General features: G+C 60.5%; 19 protein-coding genes. 10 read left to right on the top strand and 9 right to left on the bottom strand.

Annotated elements, in window-relative coordinates; genetic code table 11:
• The first annotated feature begins 44 nt into the window (after nucleotides 1–44).
• The 3 genes from AC4PS7_RS12510 to AC4PS7_RS12500 all read left to right on the top strand — a co-directional run bounded on the left by AC4PS7_RS12510 (nucleotide 45) and on the right by AC4PS7_RS12500 (nucleotide 2,215).
• A complete protein-coding gene (locus AC4PS7_RS12510) occupies nucleotides 45–485 on the top strand; it encodes a CBS domain-containing protein (protein WP_016977364.1) in 441 nt (146 codons plus the stop codon).
• An 8-nt stretch (nucleotides 486–493) separates the two neighbouring features.
• The gene (locus AC4PS7_RS12505) at nucleotides 494–1,339 is read left to right on the top strand and encodes an NAD-dependent protein deacetylase (protein ID WP_492179443.1); all 846 of its coding nucleotides are present in this window, start codon (nucleotides 494–496) and stop codon (nucleotides 1,337–1,339) included.
• Between the two features lie 546 nt (nucleotides 1,340–1,885).
• Complete coding sequence (locus tag AC4PS7_RS12500; protein WP_010211317.1) at nucleotides 1,886–2,215, top strand: hypothetical protein; 330 nt, start codon at nucleotides 1,886–1,888, stop codon at nucleotides 2,213–2,215.
• Between the two features lie 59 nt (nucleotides 2,216–2,274).
• On the opposite strand, the gene AC4PS7_RS12495 is transcribed toward AC4PS7_RS12500, so the two are convergent.
• Complete coding sequence (locus AC4PS7_RS12495; protein ID WP_021493374.1) at nucleotides 2,275–3,180, bottom strand: LysR family transcriptional regulator; 906 nt, start codon at nucleotides 3,178–3,180, stop codon at nucleotides 2,275–2,277.
• A 133-nt stretch (nucleotides 3,181–3,313) separates the two neighbouring features.
• On the opposite strand from AC4PS7_RS12495, the gene AC4PS7_RS12490 reads away from it, so the two are divergent.
• The 3 genes from AC4PS7_RS12490 to AC4PS7_RS12480 are packed head-to-tail and all read left to right on the top strand — an operon-like array spanning nucleotide 3,314 to nucleotide 5,899.
• On the top strand, nucleotides 3,314–4,012 hold the full coding sequence (locus AC4PS7_RS12490) for a CoA transferase subunit A (RefSeq protein WP_010211319.1): 699 nt from the start codon (nucleotides 3,314–3,316) through the stop codon (nucleotides 4,010–4,012).
• 34 nt (nucleotides 4,013–4,046) lie between these two features.
• Nucleotides 4,047–4,706: a CoA transferase subunit B gene (locus AC4PS7_RS12485; RefSeq protein ID WP_010211320.1), complete on the top strand. Its 660-nt coding sequence runs from the start codon at nucleotides 4,047–4,049 to the stop codon at nucleotides 4,704–4,706.
• 11 nt (nucleotides 4,707–4,717) lie between these two features.
• Nucleotides 4,718–5,899 carry an acetyl-CoA C-acetyltransferase gene (locus AC4PS7_RS12480; protein ID WP_010211321.1) on the top strand — a complete coding sequence of 394 codons (1,182 nt, stop codon included), beginning with the start codon at nucleotides 4,718–4,720 and terminating at the stop codon, nucleotides 5,897–5,899.
• 187 nt (nucleotides 5,900–6,086) lie between these two features.
• On the opposite strand, the gene AC4PS7_RS12475 is transcribed toward AC4PS7_RS12480, so the two are convergent.
• Entirely contained in the window at nucleotides 6,087–6,503 is a 417-nt protein-coding gene (locus tag AC4PS7_RS12475) for a PaaI family thioesterase (protein ID WP_044286963.1), read from the bottom strand.
• Nucleotides 6,504–6,652: 149 nt separating this feature from the next.
• Here AC4PS7_RS12475 and AC4PS7_RS12470 point away from each other — a divergent pair, with 149 nt between their 5' ends.
• Complete coding sequence (locus tag AC4PS7_RS12470; protein ID WP_021493376.1) at nucleotides 6,653–7,501, top strand: DUF4349 domain-containing protein; 849 nt, start codon at nucleotides 6,653–6,655, stop codon at nucleotides 7,499–7,501.
• On the opposite strand, the gene AC4PS7_RS12465 is transcribed toward AC4PS7_RS12470, so the two are convergent.
• Nucleotides 7,502–8,587 carry a DUF1615 domain-containing protein gene (locus tag AC4PS7_RS12465; RefSeq protein ID WP_042571482.1) on the bottom strand — a complete coding sequence of 362 codons (1,086 nt, stop codon included), beginning with the start codon at nucleotides 8,585–8,587 and terminating at the stop codon, nucleotides 7,502–7,504.
• 147 nt (nucleotides 8,588–8,734) lie between these two features.
• On the opposite strand from AC4PS7_RS12465, the gene AC4PS7_RS12460 reads away from it, so the two are divergent.
• Nucleotides 8,735–9,349 (top strand): LysE family translocator, encoded by a 615-nt coding sequence (locus AC4PS7_RS12460; RefSeq protein ID WP_154973622.1) that lies wholly within the window; start codon nucleotides 8,735–8,737, stop codon nucleotides 9,347–9,349.
• Between the two features lie 54 nt (nucleotides 9,350–9,403).
• On the opposite strand, the gene hemB is transcribed toward AC4PS7_RS12460, so the two are convergent.
• The 3 genes from hemB to AC4PS7_RS12445 form a co-directional block, all read right to left on the bottom strand.
• Complete coding sequence (gene hemB, locus AC4PS7_RS12455; protein ID WP_010211326.1) at nucleotides 9,404–10,378, bottom strand: porphobilinogen synthase; 975 nt, start codon at nucleotides 10,376–10,378, stop codon at nucleotides 9,404–9,406.
• A 116-nt stretch (nucleotides 10,379–10,494) separates the two neighbouring features.
• A complete protein-coding gene (locus AC4PS7_RS12450) occupies nucleotides 10,495–11,337 on the bottom strand; it encodes a PhzF family phenazine biosynthesis protein (protein ID WP_010211327.1) in 843 nt (280 codons plus the stop codon).
• 3 nt (nucleotides 11,338–11,340) lie between these two features.
• On the bottom strand, nucleotides 11,341–12,039 hold the full coding sequence (locus AC4PS7_RS12445) for a glutathione S-transferase N-terminal domain-containing protein (protein WP_236266795.1): 699 nt from the start codon (nucleotides 12,037–12,039) through the stop codon (nucleotides 11,341–11,343).
• 250 nt (nucleotides 12,040–12,289) lie between these two features.
• On the opposite strand from AC4PS7_RS12445, the gene AC4PS7_RS12440 reads away from it, so the two are divergent.
• Nucleotides 12,290–12,991: a hypothetical protein gene (locus AC4PS7_RS12440; protein WP_021492025.1), complete on the top strand. Its 702-nt coding sequence runs from the start codon at nucleotides 12,290–12,292 to the stop codon at nucleotides 12,989–12,991.
• A gap of 44 nt (nucleotides 12,992–13,035) precedes the next feature.
• Nucleotides 13,036–14,091 carry a permease gene (locus AC4PS7_RS12435; RefSeq protein WP_010211330.1) on the top strand — a complete coding sequence of 352 codons (1,056 nt, stop codon included), beginning with the start codon at nucleotides 13,036–13,038 and terminating at the stop codon, nucleotides 14,089–14,091.
• A gap of 110 nt (nucleotides 14,092–14,201) precedes the next feature.
• Here the strand turns inward: AC4PS7_RS12435 and mnmH are convergent, their stop codons facing one another.
• The 3 genes from mnmH to AC4PS7_RS12420 form a co-directional block, all read right to left on the bottom strand.
• Nucleotides 14,202–15,296, bottom strand: coding sequence for a tRNA 2-selenouridine(34) synthase MnmH (gene mnmH, locus AC4PS7_RS12430; RefSeq protein WP_492179441.1), 1,095 nt, complete (start codon nucleotides 15,294–15,296; stop codon nucleotides 14,202–14,204).
• Nucleotides 15,296–16,330, bottom strand: coding sequence for a selenide, water dikinase SelD (selD, locus tag AC4PS7_RS12425; RefSeq protein ID WP_010211332.1), 1,035 nt, complete (start codon nucleotides 16,328–16,330; stop codon nucleotides 15,296–15,298). Before selD ends, mnmH begins: the two co-directional genes overlap by 1 nt.
• Nucleotides 16,331–16,423: 93 nt before the next feature.
• On the bottom strand, nucleotides 16,424–17,176 hold the full coding sequence (locus AC4PS7_RS12420) for a TerC family protein (protein WP_010211333.1): 753 nt from the start codon (nucleotides 17,174–17,176) through the stop codon (nucleotides 16,424–16,426).
• Nucleotides 17,177–17,200 lie beyond the last annotated feature (24 nt).

Genomic DNA, 17,200 nt, shown 5'->3' with positions numbered 1-17,200 from the left:
TAAGGGGACCCTGACCCACTAACAACAACACCGGAGTGGCCGCCATGAAAACCGTTGCACAAGTGCTCAAAGCCAAGGACCAGAAAAACCAGGAAGTCCATGTCATCAAACATGACCACACCGTGTTTGAAGCACTGGTGCGGATGTCGGAGAAAAACGTCGGCGCCTTGCCGGTCGTCCAGGATGGCGTGGTGGTAGGCATCATCAGCGAACGTGACTACGCACGAAAAATCATGCTCAAGGGGCTGTCGTCGGTCACCACAAAAGTCCATGAGGTGATGAGCTCTCCGGTGATCACCGTCGACACCCATAAAAAGGTCGATGAGTGCATGAACATCATGACCGACAGTCACCTGCGCCACCTGCCAGTGGTCGAAGACGGCAAACTGCTGGGGTTGCTCTCCATCGGTGACCTTGTAAAAGAAGCCATTGCCGACCAGGCCGACCTGATCAAACAGCTGGAGCAATACATCCGCGGCGAATAGGGGAACCCATGCTCGACACGCTGGAACATACAGAGGAGCACCTCGACACCCTGTACCGGGCCTTGGCGGAACGGCGTTTTCTGGTATTGACCGGTGCGGGGATCAGCACGTCGTCTGGTATTCCCGATTACCGCGACAGCGAAGGCGTGCGCCGGGGCAAGGCGCCGATGATGTACCAGGAATTCCTCGCCACTCCGCAGGCGCGGCGCCGTTACTGGGCGCGAGCAATGCTGGGGTGGCCGAGGGTACGCATCTCGCAACCGAACAAGGCGCACCTGGCGCTGGCGGCGCTGCAACAACGTGAGCGAATCAGCGGGTTGATCACCCAGAACGTCGACACCCTGCATGATCAAGCCGGCAGCCATGACGTGATCGAACTGCACGGCAGACTGCACCGGGTGCTGTGCCTGGACTGCCAGTTGCGCAGCCAGCGTGATGCGATCCAGCGGCAGATGGAAATCGACAACCCCTACCTGGCGCACGTCCACGCGGTGCAAGCACCGGATGGCGACACCTTGCTCGATCCTGCGTTTGAAGAACACTTCCAGGTTCCCCGCTGCCCCCATTGCAATGGCGAGCGCCTGAAGCCGGATGTAGTGTTTTTTGGCGAAAACGTAGCCCCGGCGACAGCCGCCAGGGCGATGAATGCAGTAGAGCATGCCGAGGGTTTGCTGGTGGTGGGCTCGTCGCTGATGGCCTACTCGGCGTTTCGCCTGTGCAAAGCCATGGTCGAACAGGGCAAACCGGTCATTGCCATCAACTTGGGCAAGACTCGAGGGGATGAGCTGTTGCACGTGAAGATCCAGGCGTCGTGCGAGCGGTTGTTGCCGCTGTTGACCGACCGTTTGCGGTAACCCGTACACCGCCAATCAAAACTGTAGGCGCTGGCTTGCGGGCGCCTACTGTGCTTTGTGTCGAATTCACTGGCTCGGCCCTACGACTCCCCCCTCCAGAAAATGACGCCCAAGTCACGTTTTCCTGCATTCTCCCGTCCTCACGGCGATTTATGTAGTGATAAAAAATAATCACTACATAATCGTTGACGTAACGTTTTTGTCCTTGCATTATCGAGACGTCTCCCGGATCGGGAGCGTTGGTAACAAGCGTTTTGAACAAGCTCGTCTGACCGCCGAGCTGTTTTTTCCGGATGTGCACTGCCCACAAGGCGGATTGATGAAGCTGACCGGACCGAGAGGCTCGGTACAAGGCGCTCAAATGCGGCTTGTCTTCGTTATGAAAGCATTGCGTAGCAGTTCATCAGCAAGACTACATGCATCAGGTTCAAGACCCTGCCCGTATTCGGCAGACAGTCGCTGACGCCCGGTTTTCTTAACCGGAGACAACTAAAGATGTTTTAACGAACCAACTGATAGATCGCCAACTGGTCAAGGGGCTTACACATGAATCTGAACAACCAACCAACTATCGAAGAATTGGCTGAGATGTTCGCAGCGCAGAAAGACACACTCGACGACCATATCCTGTGGATTGGCAAATCGGGCGAAGTCCAAATCGACTGCCTGGCGCCCCACACCGAAGAAGCCGAGTTCGACCGCAATAACCGTGAACTGGCAGCGCGCCTGAAAATGTACCGTCGTGGCCAGGGCTATGTCGGAAAGAAAGCCGCCGCCGATCGCAACTTCATCGAGCAGGTATTCCACACACTTAATACCGAATGGCAGAACCTCAAAGGCCAATCGAACGTTAAAGTGATTGATAGATACTGCTGATAACAGCATTAAACAGTTAAGCCCGCTTGTTAGTTCAAGCGGGCTTTTTAATGCCTGTCTTATAACAATGCAGGAAACCGCCCCTTTGCCGCTTCATCCCGGAAAATATCAAACAACACCTGCGCCGCCGCCGACAGCTCATGCCCTGGCTTGGTCAGTACACCAATCGGCCGTTCGATCACCGGATCGCTCAAGGTGATGCAATGAGCGCCCGCCTCCTCCATTTGCCGTGCGCACAACGCGGGCACAGCACTGACGCCCAAACCGCTGGCAACCATCTTGCCCACCGTCGCCAGTTGATGGCTTTCCAGGGCTACCGGCAGCTTCATGTGGAGAGCGCCCAGGTGTTCTTCCAGCATCACCCGCACTGTGGAAGGCCTTTGCAACGTGATGAACGGCTGTTCCAGCAAGGTGTTCCAATCGATTTCAGCACACTCTGCCAAAGGCGAATCACCAGGCACCACTGCGATGAAGCGATCAAGGTACAACGGCGTAAACGCCAGTGATGAACCTTCCGCAGGCTCGAACGCCACGCCCAACTCCACCTGCCGGTCGCGCACCATCTCCAGCACCTGCTCATTGATCAAGTCATGCACGGTCACATTCACTTGAGGGTAACGCGCGCGGAATATCTTCAGGATCGGTGGCAGCAAATTGCCCGCAAACGATGGCATCGCCGCGACGGTCACTCGGCCACGCTGCAAGGTGAAACGCTGGCGCAGTTCGTCTTCAGCGTTGTCCCAGTCGGCAATCAGCCGGCGCGCCAGGGGCAGCAGGGACTCGCCCTCAGGCGTCAGGGCAACGTTGCGTGTATTGCGGCTGAATAAACGCCCGCCCAGCCCTTCTTCCAGGCCCTTGATGGTCAGGCTCAACGCCGATTGGGAAAGGTGCAGACGCTCGCAGGCGGCGGCAAAACTCAGGCTTTGGGCCACGGCGAGAAACGCGCGCATCTGTTTAACTGTCATGACGCGACTCCAAACGGTTCGGCAACTATGCTGTTTTTTAAATCAATCAACCTTAAAAAACAACTTAACAAATCAATCAGCCGGAGCAACACTCGGTTCATTGGCTGGCCCACAAACAATAAAAGAGGTGCATATGGCAGGTTTCGATAAACGCGTGGCGTCCTACGAGGAAGCACTGGCAGGCCTGGAAGACGGCATGACCGTACTCTCCGGCGGTTTCGGCCTGTGCGGCATTCCCGAAAACCTCATCGCCGAGATCAAGCGCAAAGGCACCCGCGACCTGACCGTGGTCTCCAACAACTGCGGCGTCGACGGTTTCGGCCTGGGCGTGCTGCTCGAAGAGAAGCAGATCAGCAAGGTGATCGCGTCCTACGTCGGCGAGAACGCGCTGTTCGAGAAGCAATTGCTCAGCGGCGAAATCGAAGTGGTGCTGACCCCCCAAGGCACCCTGGCCGAAAAAATGCGCGCTGGCGGCGCCGGCATCCCGGCCTTTTTCACCGCTACCGGCGTTGGCACGCCTGTGGCCGAAGGCAAGGAAACCCGCGAATTCAACGGTCGTCCCTACCTGATGGAAGAGTCCATCACCGGCGACTTCGCCATCGTCAAAGGCTGGAAAGCCGACCATTTCGGCAACGTCATCTATCGCCACACCGCCCAGAACTTCAACCCACTGGCCGCCACCGCCGGCAAGATCACCGTGGTCGAAGTGGAAGAAATCGTCGAACCGGGCGAGCTGGACCCGGCGCAGATCCACACCCCTGGCATCTACGTCGACCGGATCATCTGCGGCACGTTCGAGAAGCGCATCGAACAGCGCACCGTGCGCAAATAATCCGCCTCCAGCCCGAATAATAAGGACACCTAAAATGGCTCTTACCCGCGAACAAATGGCTCAACGCGTCGCCCGCGAAATGCAGGACGGCTTCTACGTCAACCTCGGTATCGGCATTCCGACCCTGGTGGCCAACTACATCCCCGAAGGCATGGAAGTGATGCTGCAATCGGAAAACGGCCTGCTCGGCATGGGTCCTTTTCCTACCGAAGAAACCATTGATGCCGACATGATCAACGCCGGCAAACAGACCGTGACCGCACGCATCGGTGCGTCGATCTTCTCCTCCGCCGAGTCCTTCGCGATGATCCGCGGCGGCCACGTCGACCTCACTGTACTTGGCGCGTTTGAAGTAGACGTACAAGGCAACATCGCGTCGTGGATGATCCCCGGCAAACTGGTCAAAGGCATGGGGGGCGCCATGGACCTGGTGGCCGGTGCAGAAAACATCATCGTGATCATGACCCACGCGTCCAAGGACGGTGAGTCAAAGTTGCTCAGCCAGTGCAGCCTGCCGCTGACCGGCGCCCACTGCATCAAGCGTGTATTGACCGACCTGGCCTACCTGGAAATCGAAAATGGCGCTTTTGTCCTCAAGGAACGCGCACCTGGCGTCAGCGTTGAAGAGATTGTGAGCAAGACCGCCGGTAAACTGATCGTCCCGGACCACGTTCCAGAAATGCACTTCCAGTGAGGACAGATTCCATGCAAGACGTCGTGATTGTTGCTGCCACCCGCACCGCCGTGGGCAGCTTCCAGGGTTCGCTGGCAAGCATTCCGGCTCCGGAACTGGGCGCCGCCGTGATCCGTCGCCTGTTGGAACAGACCGGCCTCGACCCGGCCCAAGTGGATGAAGTGATCCTCGGCCAGGTACTCACCGCCGGCAGCGGCCAGAACCCGGCACGCCAGGCCTCGATCCTCGCCGGCCTGCCCCACGCGGTGCCGAGCCTGACCTTGAACAAGGTCTGCGGCTCCGGCCTCAAGGCCCTGCACCTGGGTGCCCAGGCCATCCGTTGCGGTGACGCCGAAGTGATCATCGCCGGCGGTATGGAAAACATGAGCCTGGCCCCTTATGTGCTGCCAGCCGCCCGCACCGGTTTGCGCATGGGCCACGCCAAAATGATCGACAGCATGATCACCGATGGCCTGTGGGATGCGTTCAACGACTACCACATGGGCATCACCGCCGAAAACCTGGTGGACAAGTACGGCATCAGCCGCGAAGCCCAGGACGCTTTCGCTGCGGCGTCCCAGCAGAAAGCCACTGCTGCTATCGAAGCGGGCCGCTTCGTCGATGAGATCACCCCGATCCTGATTCCCCAGCGCAAAGGCGACCCGGTGGCCTTCGCCGTGGATGAGCAGCCGCGCGCCGGCACCACTGCCGAGTCCCTGGCCAAACTGAAACCTGCGTTCAAGAAAGACGGCAGCGTCACCGCCGGTAACGCCTCCAGCCTCAACGACGGCGCCGCTGCAGTGCTGCTGATGAGCGCCGACAAGGCCAAGGCCCTCGGCTTGCCGGTACTGGCGCGCATCGCCAGCTACGCCAATGCGGGCGTAGACCCTGCCATCATGGGCATTGGCCCGGTATCGGCCACCCGCCGCTGCCTCGACAAAGCCGGCTGGAGCCTGGGCGACCTGGACCTGATCGAAGCCAACGAAGCCTTCGCCGCGCAATCCCTGGCGGTGGGCAAAGAGCTGGAGTGGGATGCAGAGAAGGTCAACGTCAACGGTGGTGCCATCGCCATCGGCCACCCGATCGGCGCATCAGGCTGCCGTGTGCTGGTGACGCTGTTGCACGAAATGATCAAGCGCGATGCCAAGAAAGGCCTGGCAACGCTGTGCATCGGTGGCGGCCAGGGTGTGGCCCTCGCTCTCGAACGCAGCTGATTCAAAGAGCAACATAGAAGAGGCCCGGTTCCACGAAAACCGGGCCTTTTCTTCTTCTCGATCCCCTGAAAGGACACGGTCAATGTGGGAGCTGGCTTGCCTGCGATGGCGGTCTACCTGTACCCGATGGTTAACCTGACCCACCGCTATCGCAGGCAAGCCAGCTCCCACATTTGACCTCCAATCGTCAGTCAGAACGCGGCACCGCAAACACCGCACTCGCCCGCGCCACCACCTTCTCCCCCACCTGCAGGCTCACCGTGGCAAACGCCATCTGCCGCCCCCGCTTGTGATGTTCCAAGCGCACCACAACCCACTCCCCCACCTGCACTGCACCCAGGTAATCCAAGGTCATGCTCGCGGTAATCAACGGCAACGGCGGCTCACTGGAAAACGCCATCGCATAACCCATGCCGATATCTGCCAGGGTCGCCAACACTCCGCCATGCACGGTGCCGCGTCCATTGGCGTGACGATTGTCGGCACGCAGGCCGATTTCCAATTGCAGTCCCTCCCCTCGGCAATATGCCGGGCCGAGCAGATCAAGCAAGGGACTGCTGCGCGGCAGTGAAACAAAGCCTTCTGGTACGACGTGAGTGATCATGACGGGCTCTTCCTTAGCATGAGGGTTGAGATGTACGCCTCGCCGGTACCAGCGGCCATGACCATCCATCATGCAAATCCCCCGTGATGCTTTGCGTTAATCCACCAGACCCGCTTTAATCGCCGCACCGCCCCCTTCAAGGAACTGCAATGCGCCACACGGACGGCAAATCCCACCCACTTCGTGGACCAATTTTGATGCTACTGGCCGGCCTGGCGCTGGTCGGCTGCTCGCCCAGTGACTCTTCGCGCGCGAGGGTGATCAACGGCGAACAAAGCCGTGCCGGCGCTCAATTGGCCTACGAACACGAACTGAGCCTGGCCCTGCCCGGCGCCCTGCTCGCACCGCGCATGCAGGCCACCCGCGAAGCCTGCGAAACCGCGCGCTTTGGCGCCTGCAATATCCTCGGCATCACCGAAGACGGCAGTGGCGGTCAGATCATCCTGCGCATCGCGCCCACCGGTGTTGAGCCGATGGTCGCGATGGCCGCTGAAGGTGGCACGCTCGGCCAGCGCATTACCACCGCCGAAGACCTGGCCGATGCCGTTGCCGATGTGCGCCGTCGCCAGGATCGGCTGCAATCCCAGCAACTGCGCCTCGACGAACTGGCCAAGCGCAAAGACATCACCGTCAGTGACCTGATTGCCTTGAGCAAGGAACAGGCGGGCATTGAAAACGAACTGCAGGAACTGGCGCAGGTCGCCGCCGGCCAGCAACGCCGCCTCGACACTAACCGTGTGACCCTGAATTTCCGCTCCTCCGATGGTGCGAACCAGCAGTCACGGTTCAGCCGGATGTTCAACAACCTGGGCGACAACTTGGTGGAAGGCACCGCCGACGCCCTGGAGCGGTCAAGCTATGTGCTGCCGTTCGTGATCCTGGCATTCCCGGTGGTGTGGTTGTGGGTATGGCTGTGGCGGCGCTTTGTAGTGAGGAGCCGTCCTGTGGTGAGCGGGCAAGCCCGCTCACCACAGGAGCCCCGCTCGAACAAAAATTGATCAGCGTTTCAGGCAACGCTGATACCGCTCATCCACCCGCTTGGCGAACCAGGCGGTGGTGAGGTTGCGGGTGATCTTGGGACTCTTGAGCGCGATGCCCGGCAGGATCGCCCGTGGCATCGGCTTGCCCGCCGCCTTGTCGGCCAGGGCAAACACGCGTTTGTAGAGCGTGGTGTCCTCGAAATCCAGCTGCTCGCCCTGCTCCAGCTGGCTGCGGATGCTGGGGTTGCGCATGTCCAGCTTGGCGCCCAATGAACGCACCGCCAGCTCAGTAGTGCCCGGCAACAGTGAACCGTAGCGAATCAAATCTCCATCCAACGCCAACTCTTTGCCCGCCGCACGGCTGACGGCAGCCTGGAACGCGGCATTGCGACTGGCGTACCAGCCAGCATTGAAGTCGGCAAAGCGGTACAACGGCTGGTCATAGTTCACTGGGTAGCCGAGCAAATGCGCGATGCCAAAGTACATACCCCCCCGGCGGGTAAAGACTTCGCGGCGAATGGTGCCGTCCACCGTATAGGGATAACCCCGCGCCTGTTTTTGCGCAAAGTCGATACTCACCTGCATCGGGCCTGCGGTATGCACCGGGTTGAAACCACCAAACAGCGTATTGCCCAGGGGCACCATGCTGATGAAGTCATCAAAGATGGCGCTCAGGTCTTTCTCCGTGCGCGCGGCACTCAGGCGGTCAGCGTAGGTCTTGCCGGTGGGCGAGCGCAGTTGCAGTGCGCTGCGTACGACGAACGCCGGTACGTGGACTTTTCCGGCACGCCGCAGGATTTCATCCTGGGCGATCTTGCCCATGTTCGGTACCGGCGGGTCGACCTGAAAAGTGGATTCCTGCTCGGTAACCGCCAGCACGGCGCAGATGTTTTCTGTGCTGGGGTAGATTTTTTGGGTGTCGAAGGCGGTGTAGATATCCTCGGCCCAACCTTTGCGGTCAGGCACCTGGGCCGGTAGCAGGCGCACGATCTGCGCCTTCACCTCGGCCTCGCTGCGCTCCGGCTGTTGCGGGTTGCGCGTGGTAGAGCAACCGGCCAGCACCAGCAAAGTGGCAAGGCAGAGGAACAGGCGGCTTGAATACATTGGGCTTCCTTGGATGGCGACGGGCCAGGCGTTGCAGATATCGACCGGCAAGTCTAACCAGGGTTCGCCCACCTTGTGCACTCGCCAGTGACCCGTAAAACGTGACAGGATCGGTCATCGACCATTCGTACACGGAGTTTGAATGCCATGCTCAGCCTGAACTTCCTGATTACCTGCCTTATTGTCGTATTGATCCCCGGCACCGGTGTGATATTCACGGTGTCCACCGGCCTCACCGCCGGCAAGCGCGCCAGTGTATTCGCAGCGCTGGGCTGTACCGCCGGGATCATCCCGCATTTGCTCGCGTCGGTACTCGGCCTTTCCGCCCTGCTGCACACCAGCGCATTGGCGTTCGATATGCTCAAGTACGCAGGCGTTGCCTACCTGCTCTACGTGTCATACGCCACCTGGAGGGACCGCTCGGCCTTTGCGGTCAGCGAACCCCCTACGCTGTCCAGTGCACGAAGCCTGATGTTGCGCGGCCTGTTGATGAACATTCTCAACCCTAAGCTGACGATTTTTTTCCTGGCCTTCCTGCCCCAGTTCGTCACGCCTGGCAGCACTGCGCCGGCCCTGCAAATGCTGGTGCTGAGTGCTGTCTTCATGGGGATGACGTTTGCGGTGTTCGTGGTGTATGGCCTGCTGGCCAATGTATTTCGCCGCGCAGTGATCGAATCGCCACGGGTTCAGAATTGGTTGCGGCGCAGCTTTGCAGCGGCCTTTGCGGGGCTGGGGTTGAACCTGGCGTTTGCGCAGCGCTGACACACCGAAAAAACGGTAGGCGCTGGTTTGCCAACGCCTACCGTGGGGATGGGCTTAGATCCCGGCCAGCGCCAGGTCCATCGCGAAGTAGGTGAAAATCAGGTCCGCACCTGCACGCTTGATCGATCCCAAGGTCTCGCGCACCACGCGATCCTCATCAATCGCACCCGCCTGGGCGCCGAATTTGATCATCGCGTATTCGCCGCTGACCTGATACGCCGCCACCGGCAGGCGCGAGGCTTCGCGGATGTCGCGGATGATGTCGAGGTAGGCACCGGCTGGCTTTACCATCAGCGCGTCCGCGCCTTCCTGCTCGTCCAGCAGCGACTCGCGCACCGCTTCGCGGCGGTTCATCGGGTTCATCTGGTAGCTTTTGCGGTCGCCCTTGAGCGCGCTGCCCCCGGCTTCGCGGAACGGGCCGTATAGGGCCGAGGCGAATTTGGTCGAGTACGCCATGATCGGGATATGGGTGAAGCCCGCATCATCCAACGCGCGGCGGATCGCCTGGACCTGGCCGTCCATCGCTGCCGAAGGCGCAATAACGTCAGCACCGGCGCGGGCGGCAGCCACGGCTTGCTTGCCGAGGTTGACCAGGGTTGCATCGTTGTCGACATGGGCACCGTGCATCACACCACAGTGGCCGTGGTCGGTGTATTCACAGAAGCAGGTGTCGGACATCACGATCATTTCCGGCACGGCGTCCTTGATGATCGAGGACATGCGCGAGACCAGGCCACGCTCCTTCCAGGTGTCGCTGCCGCTGGCATCCAGGTGATGTGACACGCCAAAGGTCATGACCGACTTGATGCCGGCACGGGCATAGCGTTCGACTTCACCGGCCAGTTTTTTCTCAGGGATGCGCAATACACCGGGCATGCTGGTGATGGGCACGAAGTCGTCGATTTCTTCTTCGACGAAGATCGGCAACACCAGGTCGTTGAGGGTGAATTCACTTTCCTGAAACAAACCACGCAGCTCCGGAGAGCGGCGCAGGCGGCGTGGGCGGGCTTGGGGGAACTGGCTGGTCATGGCTTTCCTATCAGAAGGCAGAAATCTTTGGGGCGAAAGCTTATGCCCCTTCGCCCCGGCAGCACAAACGCCGAGGGGCCAATAGTGTATTGCGCCGCCCGTAACAATTCATTGATCTAGAGCTGCAGTCGCCCTTCGATACAGACGGCCACCGCGCCGCCAACCCAGATTTCATCGCCCTGACGCTCGACGCGAATCCGCCCCGCCCGTCCAATGGCCGTGCCCTGGCTGACCACATAACACTCAGGCGCCAGGCCTTCGGCCAGCAGCCATTGGGCGACGCCAGCGTTCAGGCTGCCGGTGGCCGGGTCCTCCTGGGCGCCATCACCCGCGATGAAGGCGCGGACCTCAAACTGCGCGTCCACATCGTCGTGAGCAGGGTCGCACGGTGCAATCACCCCCACTGCCAAACCGAGCAGTTGCGAATAGTCCGGTTGTAGAGCCAGTACCTGATTGCGGTCAGCCAGCATCACCGCCAGCCAGCCCGCGCCGTTGTCGACCCATTGGCTGCGCACGATGGCCTCGGGTGCAAGGCCCAGCGCCAAGCGCACGCGTTCAACCAACGAGGCCTCCAGCGGCCCGGAGCGCAATAACGGTGGCGCGATAAATGCCAGTTCTTCGCCCTGGCGACGGATACGCACCAGGCCGATTTCGCACTCCTGGATGATCTCCTCGCCTTTTGAGACCCCGCCGGCCTGCAGCCACGCGTAGCAACTGCCCAGCGTCGGGTGCCCGGCGAACGGCAGCTCCGTCAAGGTGGTGAAAATTCGCACCCGATAGTCAGCCCTTGGATCACGCGGTGTCAGCAAAAACGTGGTTTCACTGAGGTTGGTCCAATTGGCGAAGTCCGCCATCTGCTGGTCAGTCAGGCTGTCTGCACCGAACACCACCGCCAGCGGGTTGCCTTTGAGCGCCACACGGCTGAAGACGTCCAGCTGTTTGAAATCGAAAGTCGGCATGCTTTAACTCGGAATATTGAGGCCACGGATCACTGCCGGCCGTGCGACGAAACCGTCCAGCGCGCGCAGCACGTTAGGAAAGTCGGCAATGCCCACGAGGTCACCGGACTCGTAGAAGCCGATCAGGTTGCGGATCCACGGGAAGGTCGCGATATCGGCGATGCTGTACTCGTCGCCCATGATCCAGGTCCGGCCCAGCAGGCGTTTCTCCAGCACGTCGAGCAAACGCCGGGATTCGGTGGCGTAACGATCGCGGGGACGCTTGTCTTCGTAGGCCTTGCCGGCGAATTTGTTGAAAAAACCCAACTGGCCAAACATCGGGCCGATACCGCCCATTTGGAACATCAGCCATTGGATCGTTTCATAGCGGGTGGCCGGGTCTTCGGGGAGCAGTTGGCTGGTTTTTTCCGCCAGGTAGATCAGGATCGCACCGGACTCGAACAGCGCCAGTGGCGAACCGCCGGGGCCATTGGGGTCGATGATCGCGGGGATCTTGTTGTTGGGGTTCAGGGACAGGAACTCGGGAGACAACTGGTCCTGTGTCTCGAAGCTGACTTTGTGCGCTTCATAGGGCAGGCCCAGCTCTTCGAGCATGATTGAGACTTTCACTCCGTTGGGCGTCGGCAGTGAATAGAGTTGCAAGCGCTCGGGATGCTGAGCAGGCCATTTGCTGTTGATCGGGAAAGCGGCGAGTGGGTTCATCGCAAGTACCTGGGCAGAAAGCAACCATGATAGTCATCTACCACGCGTCCTGCATGAGTCATCAATGCGCAATAACTGCTGGCTATTATCCCGCTTGGGCGAACCAATGGGCCCGCGGGCACTCTCAAGTACGCTCAAACAGTGAATGGAGGCAACGCGTTATATCGACAGGGAACACCGCAGGACGCCGGATGCGTTACTGGGGCCGGGCTTGTCCGCCTTAACCCGATGCACTGAAGACTCGACACTAATGACCATCAAGCCTTTGTGCCTTGCGCGACATCTGAAACGATATTCATACATCATGTTGCCGCTGTTATTGGTTGGCGGCGCTCTCGGCCTGACCCTGGAATCGCGCATCAGCAGCGCCGAACCCGTGGATGGCGTGCAAACCCTGGTGTTCCTGCGCCATGGTGAAAAACCCGCCGGGGGCCTGGGGCAACTCAATTGCCAGGGCCTCAACCGGGCAATGAACCTGGCCACGGTATTGCCAGACAAATTCGGCAAGGCCGATTTCGTCTTCGCCGCCAACCCGACACGCAATGTGGAAGAAGGCGAGCTGGACAATTCCTACAGCTATATTCGACCGCTGATGACCATCAGCCCCAGCGCCATCAAGCTGGGCCTGCCGGTGAACATCAAGTTTTCCGCGAATGACACCAGCGCCCTCGCCGACGAGCTGGTGGAAGACAAGTACCACAACGCCACCATCTACACCGCATGGTCCCACGGCTACCTGCCGGAGCTGATCAACAAGGTGGCCAGTGAAGCGTCGGGCGAAAAACACACCATCACCGACGACTGGTCCGGCAGCGACTACGACACGCTGTATGTACTGACGCTGACCTGGCACAACGGCAAGGCCTCCTTGCTGAGCCGCAACTACAAGCAAGGCTTGAACGACGGCGCCGAAGGGTGCCCGGCACCGACACAAGTGAGTGCCGATAGCTGACAGCGTATGATGCGTCGCTATTGACTCACCTGCGGACTCACACCATGCCCAACGTCACTTCATCCCAGCCCAACCGAGGCTGGTCTTTCTGGTGGAAACCAGCGCTGTTCCTGCTGATTGCCTGTGTTGGCCTCTACTACGTGAAGTGGTCGCCCTACTACCTCAAGGCCTTCGTGGCCGCCGACAACCACAGCATCGGCGCTTCGATCCTCAACGATCAGCAAAGCGCGCCACTGGCCGCTGCGCTGGCCTATGCCCAAGTGTATTTCCTCGCGATCTGGAAGGCCGCCGTGCTGGCGGTGATCCTCGGTTCGCTGTTGCAAGTGCTGATACCCCGCGATTGGCTGCTGCGCCTGTTTGGCCGTGCCGGACTCGGGTCTACCTTGCGCGGCGGGCTGTTTGCCTTGCCGGGGATGATGTGCAGCTGCTGCGCGGCACCGGTTGCGGCAGGCATGCGCCGCCAGCAGGTGTCCGTGGGCGCGGCGCTGGCCTTCTGGATCGCCAACCCGGTACTCAACCCTGCCACCCTGGTATTCATGGGCTTTGTGCTGGGCTGGGGCTTTACCGCGTTACGCCTGGTGGCAGGCATTGTGTTGGTGGTGGGTGTGTCGCTGGTGGCGCAGCGCATTTCGCGGCCGGATCAGGTTCCTGAGCCAGCGCTGGAGGCGATGGCCGAAGTCAGCGTTGTCGAGTCCCAACCCTTCCTGAGCCGCTGGCTGCGCACCCTGTGGCAACTGTTCTGGAGCACCATCCCGGTCTACATCCTGGCGGTGCTGATCCTGGGCGCGGCGCGGGTGTGGCTGTTCCCGCATGTGGATGGGGCCATGACCAACAGCCTGGTGTGGCTGGTGCCATTGGCGATTGTCGGCACGTTGTTCGTGATTCCTACGGCGGCAGAGATACCTATCGTACAAACCATGATGGCCCTGGGCATGGGCACCGGCCCGGCCGTGGCCCTGTTGATGACCTTGCCCAGTGTGAGCCTGCCGTCACTGCTGATGCTGCGTAAGGATTTTGATGCGCGAGTGCTGGCAACGGTTGCCGGATTGACCATGCTGGTGGGGGTGGTGTGTGGGTTGATCGGAGCGGTGCTTCTTTAGGTTTTGGATGAGCTTCAGGCGCTCATCGAAGGCACGCCAGCTCGCACGTTTGACGGTGTTCACACACCAGCCTGTGGGCGCCGGCGTGCCTGCGATGGCACCCGAAAAGTTCACCCCATTCGTTCGCGCAGATACTCCAACACCGCGCCCTGCTCCCCGGCAAACTCGATCCGCGCGCCTTTGCTTTCACGCTGGAACGCGTACATCGGGTCGTAGTACTCGCGCAGCAGCCCCTCGATCCAGACCCTATGCAAATCCACTGCGCCACTGCGCGTCTGCTCCGCCAGGGCGTCCTGCATCACCGCTTGCAGTCGCTGGAAACGTTCGCCACCGAGGCGCTTGTGAATATTGGCCAGGCTCTGGGTCAGCCGCTCGGCAAACAGCGCGTGGCCCTGCTCGCCAAATACGTCGACGAACTCCGCACACAGGTCCACGACATAATCGCGCAGGATGCGTTCGACTCGCCCCTCGACGCTGTCCTCCAGCCAAACCATGGGATAAGTCTGCATCCCCTTGTGCAACGGCAACGGCAACGCACAACTGCCAATCATGCGGCTCTCGTCCTCGACCACGAATCCCTCGATGCCGCCGGCACGTTTCTTCAGCAGGTCCACTGCCAGGCGGTTTTCAAAGTCGATGTTGGACGGCTGGCCCGTAGCACGCTTACCGAAGCTGGAACCGCGATGGTTGGCATGCCCCTCCAGATCCAGGGCATTGCGCAACTGGCCGAGGACTTCGGTCTTGCCGGTGCCGGTCATACCGCCCAGCAACACGAAATCACATTGTGTGGCCGCTTGCTCGACGGTCTCCAGCAAAAAGGACCGCATGGCCTTATAGCCGCCGCCGACACGCGGGTATTCAATGCCCGCCTCGGTCTTGAGCCATTGCTGCACGATCTGCGAACGCAGACCGCCGCGAAAGCAGTACAGGTAGCCCTCGGGATTGGCCTGGGCGAACTGCGCCCACTGTTCGATGCGTTGCGCCTTGATCGCGCCGGACACCAGTTCGTGTCCGAGCACGATTGCCGCTTGCTGGCCCTGCTGCTTGTAGCAGGTGCCGACACGCTGGCGTTCATCGTCGGTCATCAGCGGCAGGTTGACGGCCCCAGGGAACGCGCCTTTGACGAATTCGACCGGCGCGCGGGTGTCCATCATCGGCCGGTCATTGAGGAAGATGTCGCGGTAGTCAGTGATGTCAGTCGCCATTAAAACACCTCTACCGCGTGGCGCTGTCGCTCAACCAATGCGCCGATAGGCTCAAGGCTCAGGCCCAGTTCCGCGGCCACTGAATGGAACTCGGCATCGCCCTCGGGGGTGACCGCTATCAAAAGCCCGCCACTGGTCTGCGGATCGCACAGCACGCGCTTATGCAGCTCCTGCAGACGCCCGAGCTTGCTGGAATAACTGTCAAAGTTGCGCAGGGTCCCCCCCGGCATACAGCCCTGCTCCAAGTAGTCCTCAATCCCAGGCAGGCGTGGGACTTTTGCGTATTCGATGCGTGCCGACACCCCGCTGCCGTCAGCCATTTCCACCAAATGGCCCAAGAGGCCGAAGCCAGTGACGTCGGTCATGGCCGTTACCCCCGCCAGTTTGCCGAAACGGCTGCCAGGCTTGTTAAGGGTACACATCCAGTCACGTGCCAGGCCGATGTCTGCCTCGCGCAACTTGCCCTTCTTCTCAGCGGTGGTCAGGATGCCGATGCCAATGGGCTTGGTGAGATACAGGCGGCAACCGACGGTAGCGGTATCATTGCGCTTCATATGGCGCTTTTGCACGATGCCGGTCACCGCCAGCCCGAAGATCGGCTCCGGGGCGTCGATGGAGTGACCGCCCGCCAGGGGAATACCGGCTTCATCGCACACCGAACGGCCGCCACGGATCACCTCCCGGGCAATCTCCGGCGCCAGCACATTGACCGGCCAGCCGAGAATGGCGATGGCCATCAGCGGGTCGCCGCCCATAGCGTAGATGTCGCTGATTGCGTTGGTGGCAGCAATCCGGCCGAAATCGAAGGGGTCATCGACAATCGGCATAAAGAAGTCAGTGGTCGAGACCACGCCGCGCTCGTCATCAATCGCGTACACCGCCGCGTCATCGCGCGACGCGTTGCCCACCCACAGGTTGGGATCGAGGTTCTGTGCGCCGCTACCGGCGAGGATCACCTCCAATACCTGGGGCGATATCTTGCAACCGCATCCCGCGCCATGGCTGTACTGGGTAAGACGAATCGGCTCGTTCATGGTGGACCTCACGCTATCAAGTGCGCGAATTCTAACAGACAGCAAAAGCCGGCTGGGCTCTTGTGAGCGCAGCCGGCCTATTGGGTGCAGCGGTTACTGACGGGCAGCCAGCAAACGCTTGTGACGGTTACGTCGGGCGATGTTCAGGCACTCGATCGCCGCCGAGAACGCCATGGCCGCATACACGTAGCCTTTAGGCACATGGGCGCCGAAGCCTTCGGCGATCAACGTCATACCGATCATGATCAGGAAGCCCAGGGCCAGCATTACCACGGTCGGGTTGTCGTTGATGAACTTGGCCAACGGCTCGGCCGCCACCAGCATCACGATCACCGAGGTCACGACGGCAATGATCATGATCGGCAAGTGCTCGGTCATGCCCACGGCGGTGATGATGCTGTCGATGGAGAACACCAGGTCGAGCAACAGGATCTGGCCGATGGCCGCGGCGAAACCGATGGCCACGACGTTGCCAGCGCTGGTTTCCTTCTCTTCCGGCTCCGGGTCCATGCTGTGATGGATCTCGGTGGTCGCCTTCCATACCAGGAACAGGCCACCGGCGATCAGGATCATGTCCTTCCACGAAAACGCCTGGCCAAACACTTCGAATACCGGCGCGGTCAACTGCACGATGAACGCGATGGTACTCAACAGGCCCAGACGCAACACCAACGCCATGCTGATACCGATGCGCCGCGCCTTGGCTCGATGCTGCTCCGGCAGCTTGTTGGTGAGGATCGAGATGAAGATCAGGTTATCGATGCCCAGCACGATCTCCATGACGATCAAGGTCGCCAGGGCAACCCAGGCGGTGGGGCTGGCGGCCAGTTGTAAAAGGTAATCCATAGGTCAGTCCTGACGTTGTGCGGG

The organism is Pseudomonas sp. DW-iso3, from assembly GCF_058725305.1.
The sequence above is the reverse complement of the archived record's forward strand: the minus strand, read 5'-3'. Positions and strand labels throughout refer to the sequence as shown.